14 protein-coding genes are annotated in these 15246 nt (G+C 61.0%); 7 read left to right on the plus strand and 7 right to left on the minus strand.

Translation table 11 applies throughout. The annotated features are described in order from the left end of the window. Window positions 1-272: 272 nt before the first annotated feature. Window positions 273-1211: a PD-(D/E)XK nuclease family protein gene (locus ACJYUO_RS14110; RefSeq protein ID WP_494346000.1), complete on the plus strand. Its 939-nt coding sequence runs from the start codon at window positions 273-275 to the stop codon at window positions 1209-1211. Window positions 1212-1641: 430 nt separating this feature from the next. Here the strand turns inward: ACJYUO_RS14110 and ACJYUO_RS14115 are convergent, their stop codons facing one another. Both ACJYUO_RS14115 and ACJYUO_RS14120 read right to left on the minus strand, forming a co-directional pair. Continuing rightward, the gene (locus tag ACJYUO_RS14115) at window positions 1642-2718 is read right to left on the minus strand and encodes a PAS domain-containing protein (RefSeq protein WP_494346001.1); all 1077 of its coding nucleotides are present in this window, start codon (window positions 2716-2718) and stop codon (window positions 1642-1644) included. 282 nt (window positions 2719-3000) lie between these two features. After that, window positions 3001-4035 carry a two-component system sensor histidine kinase NtrB gene (locus tag ACJYUO_RS14120; RefSeq protein ID WP_494346002.1) on the minus strand — a complete coding sequence of 345 codons (1035 nt, stop codon included), beginning with the start codon at window positions 4033-4035 and terminating at the stop codon, window positions 3001-3003. 470 nt (window positions 4036-4505) lie between these two features. On the opposite strand from ACJYUO_RS14120, the gene ACJYUO_RS14125 reads away from it, so the two are divergent. From ACJYUO_RS14125 to ACJYUO_RS14145, 5 genes are all read left to right on the plus strand, one after another. Next, the gene (locus ACJYUO_RS14125) at window positions 4506-5225 is read left to right on the plus strand and encodes a lysylphosphatidylglycerol synthase domain-containing protein (protein WP_494346003.1); all 720 of its coding nucleotides are present in this window, start codon (window positions 4506-4508) and stop codon (window positions 5223-5225) included. Then, window positions 5210-5512 carry a hypothetical protein gene (locus tag ACJYUO_RS14130; protein WP_494346466.1) on the plus strand — a complete coding sequence of 101 codons (303 nt, stop codon included), beginning with the start codon at window positions 5210-5212 and terminating at the stop codon, window positions 5510-5512. The genes ACJYUO_RS14125 and ACJYUO_RS14130 overlap by 16 nt, the downstream gene beginning before the upstream one ends. 157 nt (window positions 5513-5669) lie before the next feature. Next, complete coding sequence (locus ACJYUO_RS14135; protein ID WP_494346467.1) at window positions 5670-6497, plus strand: IS5 family transposase; 828 nt, start codon at window positions 5670-5672, stop codon at window positions 6495-6497. Window positions 6498-6693: 196 nt separating this feature from the next. Further along, a complete protein-coding gene (locus ACJYUO_RS14140; protein ID WP_494346004.1) occupies window positions 6694-7143 on the plus strand; it encodes a group I intron-associated PD-(D/E)XK endonuclease in 450 nt (149 codons plus the stop codon). An 83-nt stretch (window positions 7144-7226) separates the two neighbouring features. Further along, window positions 7227-9380, plus strand: coding sequence for a bacterio-opsin activator domain-containing protein (locus ACJYUO_RS14145; protein ID WP_494346005.1), 2154 nt, complete (start codon window positions 7227-7229; stop codon window positions 9378-9380). Window positions 9381-9826: 446 nt separating this feature from the next. Here ACJYUO_RS14145 and ACJYUO_RS14150 read toward each other — a convergent pair whose 3' ends face one another. From ACJYUO_RS14150 to ACJYUO_RS14170, 5 genes are all read right to left on the minus strand, one after another. Continuing rightward, complete coding sequence (locus ACJYUO_RS14150; protein WP_494346006.1) at window positions 9827-10597, minus strand: protein-L-isoaspartate O-methyltransferase family protein; 771 nt, start codon at window positions 10595-10597, stop codon at window positions 9827-9829. Between the two features lie 87 nt (window positions 10598-10684). After that, entirely contained in the window at window positions 10685-11329 is a 645-nt protein-coding gene (locus tag ACJYUO_RS14155; protein ID WP_494346007.1) for a protein-L-isoaspartate(D-aspartate) O-methyltransferase, read from the minus strand. Window positions 11330-11406: 77 nt separating this feature from the next. Further along, entirely contained in the window at window positions 11407-12060 is a 654-nt protein-coding gene (locus ACJYUO_RS14160; RefSeq protein WP_494346008.1) for an HVO_0476 family zinc finger protein, read from the minus strand. Between the two features lie 123 nt (window positions 12061-12183). After that, a complete protein-coding gene (locus ACJYUO_RS14165; protein WP_494346009.1) occupies window positions 12184-12765 on the minus strand; it encodes an LURP-one-related/scramblase family protein in 582 nt (193 codons plus the stop codon). Window positions 12766-12909: 144 nt separating this feature from the next. After that, window positions 12910-13866, minus strand: coding sequence for an aminopeptidase (locus ACJYUO_RS14170; RefSeq protein WP_494346010.1), 957 nt, complete (start codon window positions 13864-13866; stop codon window positions 12910-12912). Between the two features lie 241 nt (window positions 13867-14107). Between ACJYUO_RS14170 and ACJYUO_RS14175 the strand changes: the two genes are divergently transcribed. Next, window positions 14108-15121 (plus strand): type II glyceraldehyde-3-phosphate dehydrogenase, encoded by a 1014-nt coding sequence (locus ACJYUO_RS14175; protein ID WP_494346011.1) that lies wholly within the window; start codon window positions 14108-14110, stop codon window positions 15119-15121. Window positions 15122-15246 lie beyond the last annotated feature (125 nt).

Here is a 15246-nt window from a genome sequence, read left to right on the forward strand (position 1 = left end):
TTTTAGCCAACGTCACGACCTTCCCGGTGAAGCGGGAGATTTTGGACATAGAGCATCCGCGGTTTCCCGCTTCACCTTCCTAGATTTAACGGTCGAAGTCCGTGCTGTCTGGCGATTCACCAGAGCCATTTGACGCGCAATAATCGACCGACAGCGTGGCGATTGTTGGTCGAACGACCATCTTCTCTACTTTCGTTCGATTGTCGAATGAACCAGTGACTGCCCGTTTTGACGCGAATAGAAATAAGGTCAATTCATGTGATGGCTTGATCATGCGCGCCGATTCACAGTCGCTCAAAGCGGTCCGAGAACGTGATATTGACCTCCTACTCGTGGAAGAGTTAGCCGCCACCCCAGAGTTCCGAACATGGTTGCTTCGGGAACTTGGACAATCTCCTGATCTGATCGAGGATTTTGTCGGCGTCTGGCACTCAGTTTCCGATTCAGAGTTAGGCGAATCAGACATCGAGTTTGGCGTAGTGCACCACGACGAGACGCGACACCTCGTTCTGATCGAGAATAAGATCAATGCGACGTTCCAGGACGAGCAGCTCGAACGGTATCGACAGCGAGGAAAGAAAGCAACAGCGGACGAGTGGGATGTGTTCATCACGGGATTAGTCGCCCCCAAGTCGTACGTCGCTGGGACGGACAGGACCGATGTCGTCGACGCGACTGTGACCTATGAAGCCGTACGTGACTGGTTCTGGAATAGGGGCTCCCGCCGTGCAGACTTCAAAGCCGAGATGGTGAACGAGGCAATCGAGCAGAACCGCCGCGGCTACACGCGGGAACCGGACGAAGACGTGACGTCGCTCCACCGCTACTACTGGGAACTCGCGCGTGATCGCTACCCCGAACTGGGGATGGATCGCCCTGATGGCGTACCAGGTGGGAACCTCTGGGTCCGCTTTGATCCGTCAACTCTTCCGACCGATGTCAAGCTTATCCACAAGATGGGACGAGGTGACGTTGACCTCCAGTTTTCGGGCACCGCAGATCAGGCGGATGCATTCGTGGAACGGTACGAGCCGTCGGTAGAAGACGAGATGGACATCGTTCCCACCGGACAATCGATGTCGATCCGGATCGATGTCCCACCGATCTCGGAAACGGTGACACCGCAAGAGCAACGGGAGCAGATCGAAGCGGGACAGCAGGCGGCATATCTGCTCTTATCTTGGTTTGAGCAGTACATTCGGGACACCTAATCAAAACCCATCGTGTTCCAAGAGCGCGTGCGTAATGCCATCTCACCGGGGAGCAGGAAACGGTAATTCGAAGTGTTGATAAGTTAAATTTGAGTCTCTGAAGCTATGGCTGTCCTCTATGAATATGTCCATTCCAGTGAGAAGGAAGGATACTACATAGTGCATCCGCAGCACTCGTTTCGGTGTTGACGGAGAGGGACTCGCTTTCCTTCTCCAAGAACTCTGCCGTGAGTTCCGCAAAGCCAGGCTCGTCATCAACGTGAAGTACCGAAATAGAGCCCGTCACAGTGACTGTTTGTCGAAGCAACATTATAGAGATTATCCCCCAAACGGCGAACTGAACCACCAAACAGCCTTCGAGGAATAGGGCAGCGTCAGTCAGTACCGAGTGTCTCAATGCGAGGCAGTCAGTGCGGACGATGCATGCCGGTCACGAATTCTTCCGGCCGAGTCCGACAACACCGATGACCGCACCATCGTCCTCTACGGGGATGCCGGTGAACTCGTAGGGGAGTGTTTTGCCTTCCTTCGTCAGAAGGTCGCCTTCAACCACTACTCGCTCGCCGTCGTTGAGAATCCGATCGATTTCGGCTTCGATCGCGGCCTTCGTGTCCCCCTCGAACAAGTCCATCGGCGATAACTCTCGAATTTCTTCGGGCGTATATCCAATGACATCCTCGAACTCGTCGTTCCACCGAACGTAATTCAGATCGTCGTCGAAGACATAGAACAGGTCGTCGAGGGAGTTGAGCGCGGTTTCCAGAAAACGTTGCTCGCGCCGAAGTGCCTTCTCGCGGGCCTGCCGATCCGTGATATCACGGACGACGCAGACGTGGCCACCGTCGCCCAATTGCGTGAGGCTGAGTTCCTCGACCACGCGCTCGTCATCGGCCGTGATACCGACCGACTGGCCGTTCCACGATCCCTCGGATTCGAGCGCTGGAAGAATTTCGTCACGGAAGCGAGCGGCCTCTTCGTCGGGGTACAGCGACTCCCAGTGTGCCCCGAGGATGTCTTCGCGTTCGGTACAGTACACGTCGGCGTAGGCCTGATTCAGATAGACGTATTCACCGTTCTCGTCGAGGATTCCGATTCCCTCCTGGGCCGATTCTAGCGCCTGAAATCCACGAAAGACCTCCTGTTCCGCTCTGTACTTCTCGACCAGGTTTTCGACGCGGTTTGCCAGGACAGTGTACTGATCCGTTCCTGTTCCCTTCTGCAGATAGTCAGTCACGCCGGCGGTGATCGCTTCGCTTGCGATCTCCTCGTCTCCTTTGCCAGTGAAGAGAATGAACGGGAGATCCGGATAGTCACCTCTGACGCGTTCGAGAAAGTCCAGTCCGTCCTGTTCGGGCATCTCGTAGTCGCTGATGACACAGTCGATCTCGTTGCACTCCAAAACCTGCATTCCGTCATCGACGCTCGTTTCAGTCGAAATCTGAATGTCGTCCCGTTCTCGTTCGAGGAAGGTAGCAACCAACTCGACGAACGAACCGTCGTCGTCCACGTGCAACGCATGGATAGAATCCGCCCGTGGAGAGAAACTGAGATCGTCAAACTCTCGTATTTCTCCTGATTCGAACATGTTCACCAGTGGTTAGCCTCGGTATATGAATCCTGTTGCCGAGTCAAGTTGAATGGCGTGAAACTACTGCAAATCTTCCAAACTATGAAATGTCGATTGGATTCCTGCAGTTTGGTTCCAAAAATAGAATGAAGATGCGGGAACCATTCCAAGTACCAGTGGTGCCAGTAAACGGATGAATGTCGTGCTACTGGTCTTCCGATTCTATTGAAACTCGATGCCGGTGATCTCGAATCGTGCTCCGCCGGCATCGCTCTCGGTGATAGAGATGTCCCACCCGTGGCCGTCAACGATCTGCTTCACGATGGAGAGCCCGTACCCGGTTCCGTCCTCACTCGTCGAGTAGCCGTACTCGAAGATGTCGTCCCGAATCGCCTCTGGAATGCCTGGCCCGTTGTCTTCGACGTAGAGACCGTCTGCATCGGAGAAGCGACCGACGCGCAGGGTTACGTCCTCACCGACGTGCTCGATAGCGTTGTTGAACAGATTCTCGAATAGTCCGTGTAGGCGACTTTCGTCGGCCTCGATCGACCCGACTTCAGTGCCGATACAGAGCTCGGCATCGCCAGTGGAGACGTTTCGCCACGCCTCCCTGACGACCGTCTCGACATCGACCAGTTCAGTGCTGCCGATCGCTTCGCCGTCTTTCGTCAGCTCGGCCACGTCGTCAACGAGTGCGTCGATGCGTTCGAGCGACTCCGCGATCCGGTCGATCTCCGGGATGTCGTGTTGCTCCTGGGCGAGTTCAGCATGGCCGCGCGCCACGGATAGCGGATTCCGAATGTCGTGCGTGAGGATCTCCGAGAACTCGTCGAGCCGATCCTTCTGGTCGCGGAGGCGCTCTTCTCGTTCTCGACGTTCGGTGATGTCGCGGATGATGCCCGTGAAGTACCGCTCGCCATCGTGTTCGTGTTCTCGTAGGCTGATCAGCGTCGGGACCTCGTGGCCGTCTTTGTGGAGGGCGGGCAGCTCCATCCCGTCCCAGTCGATGTTCTTGTCGCCGGATTCGACGTAGGAATCGAGCGCAGCCGCATGCACTGGCTGGAGCCGTTCGGGGATGATCTTCATCTTCGAACTCCCGATCAGTTCCTCCTGTGAGTAGCCCAGAATGTCTTCGACGGCCGGATTCGCGTAGACGATGTCGCTGTTCTCGTCGATCGTCAGCATCCCCTCCGCTGCGTTTTCGACGAGCGTCTGGTAGAATTCTTCAGAACGAACGGCTGCACCCATCCTATCCATTTAGTTCTCACATGGAGTACGAGTGTGAGGCGTATATCTTTGCTGGGCGTTGCGGCGTCGTTTTGCTCCATGCCACGGAGGACCTCTTATGGAGCTTCGATGCCGGTAAACTCGAATCGAACACCGCCACCGTGCACGTCACAAATCTCGACCTCCCATCCGTGGGCGTCAGTCACGACGGCCACGACGGCGAGACGGTTACTGGTCGAACGGACACATTCTTGGCTTTCGTTCGATGCTTGAATGAGGGTGTGGTTTTCGCAGGGATTCGCGTACAGCCAAACTGGTCGCGCTTGAGAAAATCAATCGCTGATTGACGGAACGACAGTCACCTTTCGATGGAACCGTTCAAGTCTGTTGATTCCAATCGTCTGAATATCAACAGTACTCATGACCCTTGGTTTCGAGCAGTAGCTCACACAGAGTCCGTCTTACCACTATGCCGCCCCGGAACAGCGAGGCTCTAAACTGTGCGACGAGGACTTCGATTCCTCATTGGTGTTGGTGCAGGTGGTGTGCTCTTAGCTGGGTATCTTTATACAGTCGGTGCCGAGACGGTTCTCAACCGGGCGATCGCTGTTGCACCGTGGGCCCTCGGAATAATCATTCTTCTCGTCGTTCTGGAGGGCTTATCGGATGCAATCGGGGTCTGGGCATCGATCGCTCCGCTCGGAGATGGCATCTCGCCCGGTAAAAGCGTCCAATTCGCACTTGCCGGTGACTTTTTTGATACACTCAGCCCGGCGGGTCCGGTCAGTTCGGAACCGATCATGGCTCGGTTTTTCAGCGTTGCCACGGACACGGGTTATTCCGAGGCACTCGGTGTCCGCTCAACCGCAAAATACGTGAAAGCAGGTACACAGGTCGTTTTTTCTGCTGGACTCGGGCTATTCATTCTTATTGGAACGCCCGATGCGACTCCCATCCTGGTAACGTTCGGTCTTACTATTGCTGGTCTCATCTTGTTTGGCGGTGTGATTCTCCGGACCCGAAATCATCTCTCGAAGAGCGTCGTAGTATGCTTACGCCAGTTGTCTCTCGGATATCGGGGCTCTATCGAGAACAACCACATGACCGAGCGTTTGTCGCGGCTGGTGTTGACCAGTATTGGCAACGAATCGTTGGCTTTCAGGAGACGCCTAGTCTGCTTGCTCTCATCGCGGTCGGAGGCCTTATTGAACAGTTCTTGACTGCAGCTATGCTCTGGGTCGCCCTTGCCGGCCTCGGTGTCAACACCGTCTTCCTCCCAATTCTCGTCATCATTCCCCTCCCACAGGTTGCCAGTGTGGTTCCGATTCCAGGCAGCGTTGGCGCGTATGATCTGCTGCTCGCCGGGGCGCTCGTCGTCGTCGCAGGCATTCCCAATACGGCGGCGACGGCAGCGGTCCTCGTCGTTCGGACACTTGCCCTTCCGTTTAGTGGGATTGCTGGTGGAATCAGTGTTGCTTACTTGCGTGGATGGCGGCCGAGAGCTTAATCAGAGTGGCCGGAAGCGTGGTTTGAGGATCTACCGGCGATACTAAACGTATCCGCTCGTCTTTGGACATCCCAATTATCGGCTCTGGTGAATCGCTGTACGGCGTCGGCTTCAACCGTCAGAACTAGAAAGATGAAGCGGGAAACCGTCGATGTCCATGTCGAAAATTTCCCGCTTCACGAGCAAAGTCGTTCAGTTAGCTAAAAATGCTGTTGGTGACCGAGGCGAAGTCGCCGCCCCCGAAGGGGGTGGCGGCTTCGCCGAATATGCGGTTGTGTCGCTGCACTGTCTGCGGGTTTACCTGGAAAAATCCTACCGAGAAGCACTTGATTTGCTGAGCGAGATGCCACATATTCTCGGGGAGATCGGCCTCGATGCGGCCGATCTCCCACATCACTCGACGCTAGTGAAGTGGTTTGACAGGATCAAGACAGCTCTCTGGCGAGTGCTGCTGCGCCTGTCGGCGCAGCTGCACGACCCGAGCGAACACGCTGCTATCGACGCGACGTTCTTCGACCGCGAAAACGCCAGCAAACACTACTGTCGGCGGACGAATTACCGGGTTAAGACGCTCAAAACAACCGCTCTCGTGGACACAGAGAGTCACGCGATTCTGGACGTTCACTGTACGACCGAGAAAACGCACGATACGCAGCTCGGCTGGCAGGTCGCCCTCCGCAACGCGGGCGACCTTGCCAGCCTCGCCGCCGACAAAGGGTACGACTGGATGGATTTGCGCGAGAAACTCCGCGAAGAGGGCGTAAGACCGCTGATTAAACACCGCGAGTTCCGGCCCATCGATCACGCGCATAACGCGCGGATCGATGGGCCTCAATACCGTCAACGAGCGCTGTGTGAGACCGTCTTCTCGACGATCAAGCGCACGCTCGGCGACGCCGTGCGTGCGCGAACCTGGTACGGCGAATTTCGAGAACTCGTCTTGATGTGTGCAGTTTACAACATCACGCAGGCCGTGAACCAGTGAAATCAAGCACCGTCTGGCGATTCACCACGGCCCCGAAGACCAAGTCGGCGAGTACTGCGTATGTCGGTACGAAGACGGAAACAGGCCCGGAAGCGAAGCAGGCTGTTGCTTTCAACAAAAAACGCATCCAAGGGAATGGCACTACGACAGTCTCCTCACCCAATTGTTCTTACCGGATCACGCGGCTCCTCACGGTATGCGAAATTCGAAAGCGGTTGGCGACGAAACCGAAGCGAGAGCGATTTCCGAACTCATCGCAGCTGGTTACAGCGTCTCGATTCCGTTCGGCGATAACGACAAATACGACCTAACCGTCGACGATGGAACCGAACTCTATCGGATTCAGTGCAAAACAGGGTGGTCGAATAAACCGGAAACGCTCCGATTCAACACGCACTCACAGACGACGAAAGACGGAACCTACCACGAGGAGACCTATCACGGATCGATCGACGGGTTTCTGATCTATTATCCCAAAAACGAGCAGTTTTACTGGATCCGTGCAGCCGACGCAACGGAACAGAGGATGGAACTTCGGTTCGAGTCCGAAATAGACCATCCATCGATAAACTGGGCGTCGGACTACGAATTCAACGGCTGCATTCCGTGCTCTTCCGAATCCAGTTCAAATAAGACCGCTAGGTAATTCGAACGAGCAACAGTCGAATGCTAATTGTTTAGTTGTTCCTCATCAGTGCGTCAGGAAACGGTAGCGTGGGTATTTAGACAATGACGGAACGGATCACCGTACTCGTCGTCGACAATGAACCCGGCTTCGCAGATCTCGCCGGAGAGATGCTCGAGCGCGAGCGCGAGTCGATCGTCGCTGAGACGGCGACCGACGGCGCGGCAGCACTCGCCGCGGTTGAACGTCGCGACATCGACTGTATCGTCAGCGATTACGAGATGCCGGAGCTGACCGGCCTCGAGTTGCTAGGGCGGGTTCGCGAGGACGACCCTGATCTGCCCTTCATCCTGTTTACGGGACGGGGATCGGAAGAAATCGCCAGCGAGGCGATCGCGGCGGGTGTGACCCAGTACCTGCAGAAGGAGTCGGGCAAAAAGCAGTACGCGTTGCTGGCGAACCAAATCACGAACGCGGTCGCGCAGTATCGGACAGAGACGGAACTCCGCGAGAGCGAGCGCCGCTACGAGCGGACGCTGACGGCGTTACACGAGACGACGCGGGACCTGATGCGGGCGGAAACCAAAGACGAAATCTACCGGTCGGCGGTCGAGACGGCGGCGGAACTCCTCGACGTGGCGGTCGCCGCGACCTATGCGTTCGAGCCGACGGACGGCCGCCTCGAGCACGCGGCGTCGACGGCGCGGTCCCCCGAGTTGGGCGATCCGAAGCAGACCTTCGATCGGGGCGACGGCTTGGTCTGGGCGGTGTTTTCGGAGGGCGAAAGCGCCTACTACGAGAACGTCCACTGCGAGGAGCGCGCGGGGGCGTCGGTGCCTCGAGGGGACGGCCTCGAGTCCGCCGAGACGCCGAACCGGAGCGAACTGATCGTCCCGCTCGGGACCCACGGCGTGCTGGTTGCGGGCCGTGCGGCGGTCGACGGGTTCGACGAGACGATGATCGAACTGTTGCACATTCTGGCGGCGAACACCGAGGCCGCGCTGGATCGGGCCGAACGTGAGCAGTTGCTTCGGGATCACGACCGCACGCTCACCGAGAAAAACGAGGAGCTGACGCGTCTCAACCACACCAACGAGATCGTCCGGGAGATCAACCACGGGGTCGCGCAGGCGTCGACGCGCGCGGAAATCGAGGAGACCGTATGTAATCGCCTCGCCGAGACGGACCGGTATCGCTTCGCCTGGATCGCCGCAAGCGACGACGACCCGCCCGCGCCGACCGCGTGGTCTGGGGTCGACGCGGCCTACATCGACCGGATCCGCGACGACGCCGATCGTGCACCCGAGGTTGCGCTGGCTCGCGAGACCCTCGAGACAGGACAGGGACAGCTGGTACGTGACGTCCTCGAGGCCGACCACTGGCAGTCCCGGCGCAAAGCGGCGCTGACCTACGGCTATCAGACGGTTCTCGCGGTGCCGCTGCTCGCCGACGACCGCCGGTACGGCGCGCTGGTGGTCCACGTCTCGGGGGCCGATTCGGTCGGCGAGAGCGAGCGGGCGGTGCTTACTGAACTCGGGGAGACGATCGGGCACGCGATCCGGTCGGTCGAGCGGACGCGCGCGATGGTGACCGACAGCCGGCTCGAACTCGAACTCGCCGTCGGCGACTCGCGGCTGCTGCTCAACCGGCTGTCGGCACACATCGAGACGTCGGACCCGATCGCACTCGAGGGCGTCATCGACCGCGGCGAGGACGGAATCGTGCTGTTCGTCAGCGCGCCGGCGACTGCGTCGGTCGCCGTCCTCGAGTCGGCGTGGGCGTCGATCGAGACGCTGTCGGTGGTGTCCGAGGGTGACGAACAGACGCTGTACGAACTCACGGTCGCGTCGACGCCGTTTCTCGACGTGTTGCGGACCTACGACGTGCAGGTGCGGCTGGCGACGGCCGAAGACGGCGTCTCGACGGTGGTCCTCGAGGTGCCACAGGGCGTCGAGACGCGGTCGCTGGTCGAGGCCATCGAGGAAGCGTATCCCGAGACGGAACTCGTGGCGAAACGGGAGACGACGCACACGCGGTCGGCACGGCGGCTCGATACCCATCTTGCGGACCTGCTCACCGACAAACAGTTCGAGGCGTTACAGGCCGCTCACTACAGCGGCTTCTTCGAGTGGCCCCGCGAGAGCACCGGCGAGGACCTCGCGGAGGCGCTCGGCGTGTCGCCGCCGACGTATCACTACCACCTTCGGGCGGCCGAGCGGAAGCTGGTGACGGTCGCCTTCGACGGCCGGTCCGACTGAATAGTCCGGGAACAGGTGCCGGCGAATCGAGAAGCAGCGCTTTCATCGTTTCGAGGGCGTACGGTTGCGGCGGTGTTTCTCGAGCACCCCGTCGATGTCTCTCACCCTCACCCAGGAGCCGAAGAGCTACCGGATCGCGGGTCCGGTGCAGCGTAGTCGGGTGGCTCTAAGTAATTAGTATCTACTTGCAATGGACACTAAAAGATTAGAAATTACGTTTAACCCCCATCGGTGTGTACCCGTAACTGGCGATCTGAGACAGACTGTCGCCACCCCCCTTTCCCCCACCCCCACTTCCGACGCACCGATATCGTCGAGTCACATCGCTCCGCGGCGAGTACTATCGAGACGAGCGGGTGCTCCGCTCTCGAGAAAATCCGTTCGACGAGACTCGTGTCTCTCGAGTGCCAGTCGTTGCGGCCTGCGGTGGTCGAAGAGCGGCCGTGCTACCGCGATCGGCTCCGCCGGGACTGCTGGTCGGTCGCGTCGTCCCACTCGATCCAGTCCTGTTCCCAGCCGCGGCGGGACTCGGCGCGTCGCTGTGCCCGCTCGCGGTCCTCTCGAGCCGTCCGATTGCGCTCGACGGCACCCGACTGTTCGCCCTCGACTAACAGCGGCTCGAGCGAGACGGCGTCGAAGTGGTCAGTCTCACCGTCGGCCGAGACCGCCTCGAGTCGCTGTTGGTGGGTGCCGCGCGGAAAGACCAGTCGTCCCCCGTCGGTCAACTGCTCGAGCAGTGCGCGGGGCGGATCGACGGCGGCGGCCTCAAGGAGGATGCGATCGAACGGCGCGTATTCTGGCAGGCCGTCGGCACCGTCGCGACGGTCGACGAGGACGCCATCGTAGCCCGCTTCGGCGAGGTTGCCCCGCGCTTCGACGACGAGCGGCCGGGAGATGTCGACGGCATGGACGTTGGTCTCGCCGACGATTTCGGCGGCCACGGCGGCAGTATAACCGACGCCGACGCCGACGATCAGCACCGAGTTGTCGTCCTCGAGGGCAAGCGCCTGCAGCAGTCGCGCCACCGTCCGCGGCGCGAGGACGCGGGTGCCGAGGGCCTCGTGGTCGCGGTCCGCGTAGGCCGTCCGCTCGTCGTCGACGAACGCGTGGCGGGGCACATCGCGCATTGCAACGGCGAGGTCCTCGTCCGCGAGGATGTCCCTCGGCGGGGACTCGAGGCCGTCGACCATGTCCTCTCGCAGTACCGCGGGGTCCATACCTCAGCTATCCGGGCGGCTGTTATGAATGACGCGCTTGCGCGGTCACCCACAGTGGGCCTCGAGTCGGCAGCCTCGCAACGCCGACTATCCCCGCATCTCCACGAACCGAACGCCGCCGTGTTCGGTCCGCTCGAGGGAGCCGTCCGCCCGCTTCGTGGCGCTGACGAGTCTCTGACTACCGATCCCGCGCTCGATCGGCGCGAGCAGCTGGCCGCCGGTTCCCACCTGCTCGACGACGGGATCGGGAAAAGAAGACGTCGCACAGGTGAAGTATGCCGCGTCGTAGGGCGCGTGGTCGGGCCAGCCCTCGCGGCCGTCGCCGGCGCGGACCGAGACGCCGTCGTAGCCGAGGTCCGCGAGCCGGTCGCGGGCTCGCTGGGCCAGTTCGTCGCTGTACTCGACGGTGTAGACCCCCTCGTCGCCGACCAGTTCCGCCGTGACCGCGGCGTGATAGCCACAGCCGGTCCCGATCTCGAGGACGTCGTCGCCGGGAGCGACCGCGAGCAGATCGGCCATGATCGCAACCATGTGCGGCGCGCTGATCGTCTGGCCGTCGCCGATCGGCAGCGGCCGGTCGGCGTAAGCCCTGTCCCGGCGATCGGGCGGAACGAACTCGTGGCGCGGGACCGCCTCGAGTGCCGCGAGGACGCGGTCGTCGTCGACACGCGGCGCGACGGTCTCGACCATCCGCTGGCGTGGGGCCTCGTCGCTGTCGGAACTGTCGAACATGGGGATGGAGTACGCGCTCGAGAACCGTATGGTGTCGGGTGGCAAATACGGGTGCGGTCAGAAACCAGCGGAACCGCTTACCACGCCGACCAGGCGCTGCTCTGCTCGTCGTAGGCGTAGACGCGCTTGACGTCCTTCGCGAAGGCGGTATCGCCCTCCACGTCGAAGCGGTCTCGGCGGTAGCCCTCGGCGTCGCCGCGGACGACGAAGGCATCGATCTCGAACTCGTCGTCGCCGAAGGATTCGACCGCGCCGACCTCGAACTCGTAGTCGCCGGGGACGTGGACGGTGATGCTCCGGCTGTCGTCTTTCGAGCCGTCTTGGGGATGGACGGTAACGTTGACGCCGACGTTGTCGACCTCGCGGGTCCAGACGGTTTCGATCTCGCCGACGGGAGCCTCCTCGACTCGCTTCTGGCCGTCGAGTTCGACGCTCGTTACGCGAACCGTCGAGAGCACTTCTTCCGTCTCGAGGATGAACTCGTCGCCGACTTCGATCGTCTCGCCTTCGGGCGTGGTGACGTTCGCCGTAAAGGACTCGCCGCCCTGCGAGACGACGACGTCGAGGGTGACTTCGCTCTCGCGGTCGGGCTGGACTTTGTGGACGTGACTACACTCGCTACACCGAACGGTGAGGGTACCGCCGCCTTCCGTGAGTACCTCGTGGACCGTCTCGAGGTCCGGCGAGCACGAAGGACAGGGCGTCGGAACCCGATCCGGGATTTCGCTCATAGCCCACGTAGCGGCTACGTACCTAAAAGCCGATTGAAGCCGTCGTCGCCGCACCCGTTTCCCGCCGCTGGATCGAACCGGCCGACTGCACCGGGTTCGAGGTGAATACGGCGTGAACCGACGTTAATTCCCCTGAATCGCGTCGATAACCATCGCCGCGGCGACGATGGGCTCTTTCGGGACGGAACTGGCGTCGTCGATGACGATTTCGTAGCGATCCCGCAGTGAGAACTGGCCGTCGATCGAACCGACGTGATCGCCCGTCTGATCCGTGATCTCGTACTTGTGGGGAATCCAGCCCCCGAACGGAACGATATTCCTGGCCAGCGTCACCATCGTGCCACGGGAGTTGATCTCGGCCAGTTTCTCCTCGGTGGTCGCGTCGCGGATCTTCCACGTGTCCTGGAGCAGCGAGTAGTCGTTGTCCAGAATGATCAGATCCTCGCCAGTTCGGGCGTCCGTGAGGACGTAGTTCCCCGCCACGTCGATGATGCCACCGGCTTTGACCGTGAACACTTCCTCGCCGTCGGCGTCCACGAAGGGGAACTCCTCTTTCATCTTCAACATCTTCTGTTTCCCACGGAGCACGACGTTGCCGTCGGGATCGAGCGCTCGGTACTTGTTCCGAATAAAGCCCTGTTCGACCGTGTAGCGATCGTCCGTGAGTTCGATACCCTCGATATCGTACGCTCGAGTGTCGCTCATCGTTCTTACGCAGACAGTAACCGTACTTGAATCCACTAGGTTTAGACAGGAATACTGACGTGTTATTCGAGCCCAGACGGGGACTTCCGGCTCGAGACCGGCAAAACACGGGAGAAACAGGAAAGGAGAGAGAACGCGTTCCGATCAGTCCGAGTCCGGCGTCGGCAGTTCGATCGGGCTTCCGTCGGCGAAGACCGTCGGCTCACGGAGGATACCGTCGAGGTGGATCGGCGCTTCCGTCTCGCCGCCGATCCCCGCGTTGTCACCGATGGCGATGTGGACGGTGCCGGCCGCCTTCTCGTCTAACAGGACCGAGCCGACGAGTTCGGTGACGGCGACGTTCGTGCCGATGCCGAGTTCCGCGAGATTGTACGCGGCGTCGCCCACGTCTTCGGTCGCGTTCTCAACCGTCTCGCGAATCTCGTCGTCCGAAATGTGCGTGACGAGGCCGTCCTCGACCTCGAAGGTGAGCCGGTGGCCGTCCGCGAGCAGCCCGTGGGGCCGCATCGTCCCGTCGACGACGAAGGTGCCGTCGGCGGTTTCCGGGCTGATGAAGACCTCGCCAGCGGGGAGGTTCGACATCTCTCCGGGCTCGTGGACGATGCCGGTATCGGAGAGCCACTCGCGACCCCCGACGCCGAACGTGATGTCGGTTCCGGCGTCGGTCGTCACGCGGATCTCGTCGGCGTCGTCGACCTGCTCGCGGACCGCCTCACAGTGGGCCGCGATCGACTCGTAATCCGCCGCCAGCCCGGTCGTAAAGACGTCTTCGGTGATCCCCGGTAGCGTCGCGACTCGCGCACCGGCCTCGTTGGCCTCGGTCCGGGCGCGAGTATGGCTCAGGCTCTTGGTCGTCGGCGCGAGCACCACGTCGGCACCGGCCATCGCGGCCGCGACGGGTGCCGGCGGCTCGCTACCGTGGGTCTCGCCCGGCGGGTAGCGAACGATCACAGCGTCGTCGGTGATCTCGCTCGCAACCTCGTAGATCGCCTCGCCGATCGGTTCGCGTTTGTCATCCGTCACGACCGCACACGACTCCCTTGTCTCAAGATTCAGACACTGGCGGACCGCCGTCTCCGCCGCGGCTCGAAGTGCTGTCATACGTGCGTCTGCGGCCAGCGGGCCGATATGTCTTGCCCTCGGTCGCGATCGGGGGCGGTCTGGCGGTTTCGCCGGCAACGACGGGTGGGGCCGGCGGCTCGCGACTCGAGTCGTCGGCGCGAGGCCCGTGTGACTGCGTCCCGAGATCGGCCTCGAGATCGATTGAGAACTTCGATTCGAGTGAATATCGGCTGAGAGGCCTCGAAACGATTATCCCGCTCGGTGAGTCACTCCCGGGTATATGCAACAGGTCGCCATCAACGGCTACGGCACGATCGGCAAGCGCGTCGCGGACGCCGTCCGACAGCAGCCCGACATGGAGGTGCTGGGCGTCGCGAAGACGCGCCCGAATTTCGAGGCCGAGACGGCCGTCGACAAGGGGTTCCCCCTCTACGCGGCCGTCGAGGAACGCGAGGAACTGTTCGCCGAAGCCGGCCTCGAGATCGCCGGGCCGGTCGACGACCTCGTGGCCGACGCCGACGTTGTCGTCGACGCCACACCGTCCGGCATCGGGGCCAAGAACAAGGAACTCTACGAGGAGTACGACACGCCCGCGCTCTATCAGGGCGGCGAGGACGCCGACCTCGTCGATGTGAGTTTCAACGCGCGCTCGAACTTCGAGAACGCCGTCGACGCCGACCACGTGCGCGTCGTCTCCTGTAACACGACCGGCCTCTCCCGAGTTATTGCGCCGCTACGCGAGGAGTACGGCGTCGAGAAGGTCCGCGCGACGCTGGTCCGGCGCGGCGGCGACCCCGGACAGACCGACCGCGGCCCGATCAACGACATTCTGCCGAACCCAGTGACCATCCCGTCCCACCACGGTCCGGACGTCGAGACCATCTTCCCGGATCTGGACATCGACACGCTCGGGATGAAGGTGCCCGCGACGCTGATGCACATGCACAGCCTCAACGTCACGCTCGAGGAGGAGGTCGACGCCGCCGCGGTCCGCGACCTGTTCGCCGACGAATCGCGGCTGTTCCTGATCCCCGAACGGATGGACATCGACGGCAGCGGCAAACTCAAGGAGTACGCCCTCGACGCGGGTCGGCCGCGGGGCGACATCTGGGAGAACTGTATCTGGGAGGAGTCTATCTCGACGGAAGGGCGGGACTTCTACCTGTTCCAGGGCATCCACCAAGAGAGCGACGTGGTGCCGGAGAACGTCGACGCTATCCGTGCCGTGACCGGTAGTGCAGACGCCGAAGAGAGCATCGAGACGACCAACGACTCGCTCGGCATCGGGCTGTAGAACCGGACTCGAGCGATCTTCGTAGCCTCGTTCCCGTCCCCGTTCGACTCGATCTTCTGGGCACGTTTTCGGTCGCTCGAGCCGAGAGACGGGAAAACGCCTCGTCCGAACGTCACGGACCGCAA

This window comes from Natrinema sp. CRL1, from assembly GCF_059162405.1.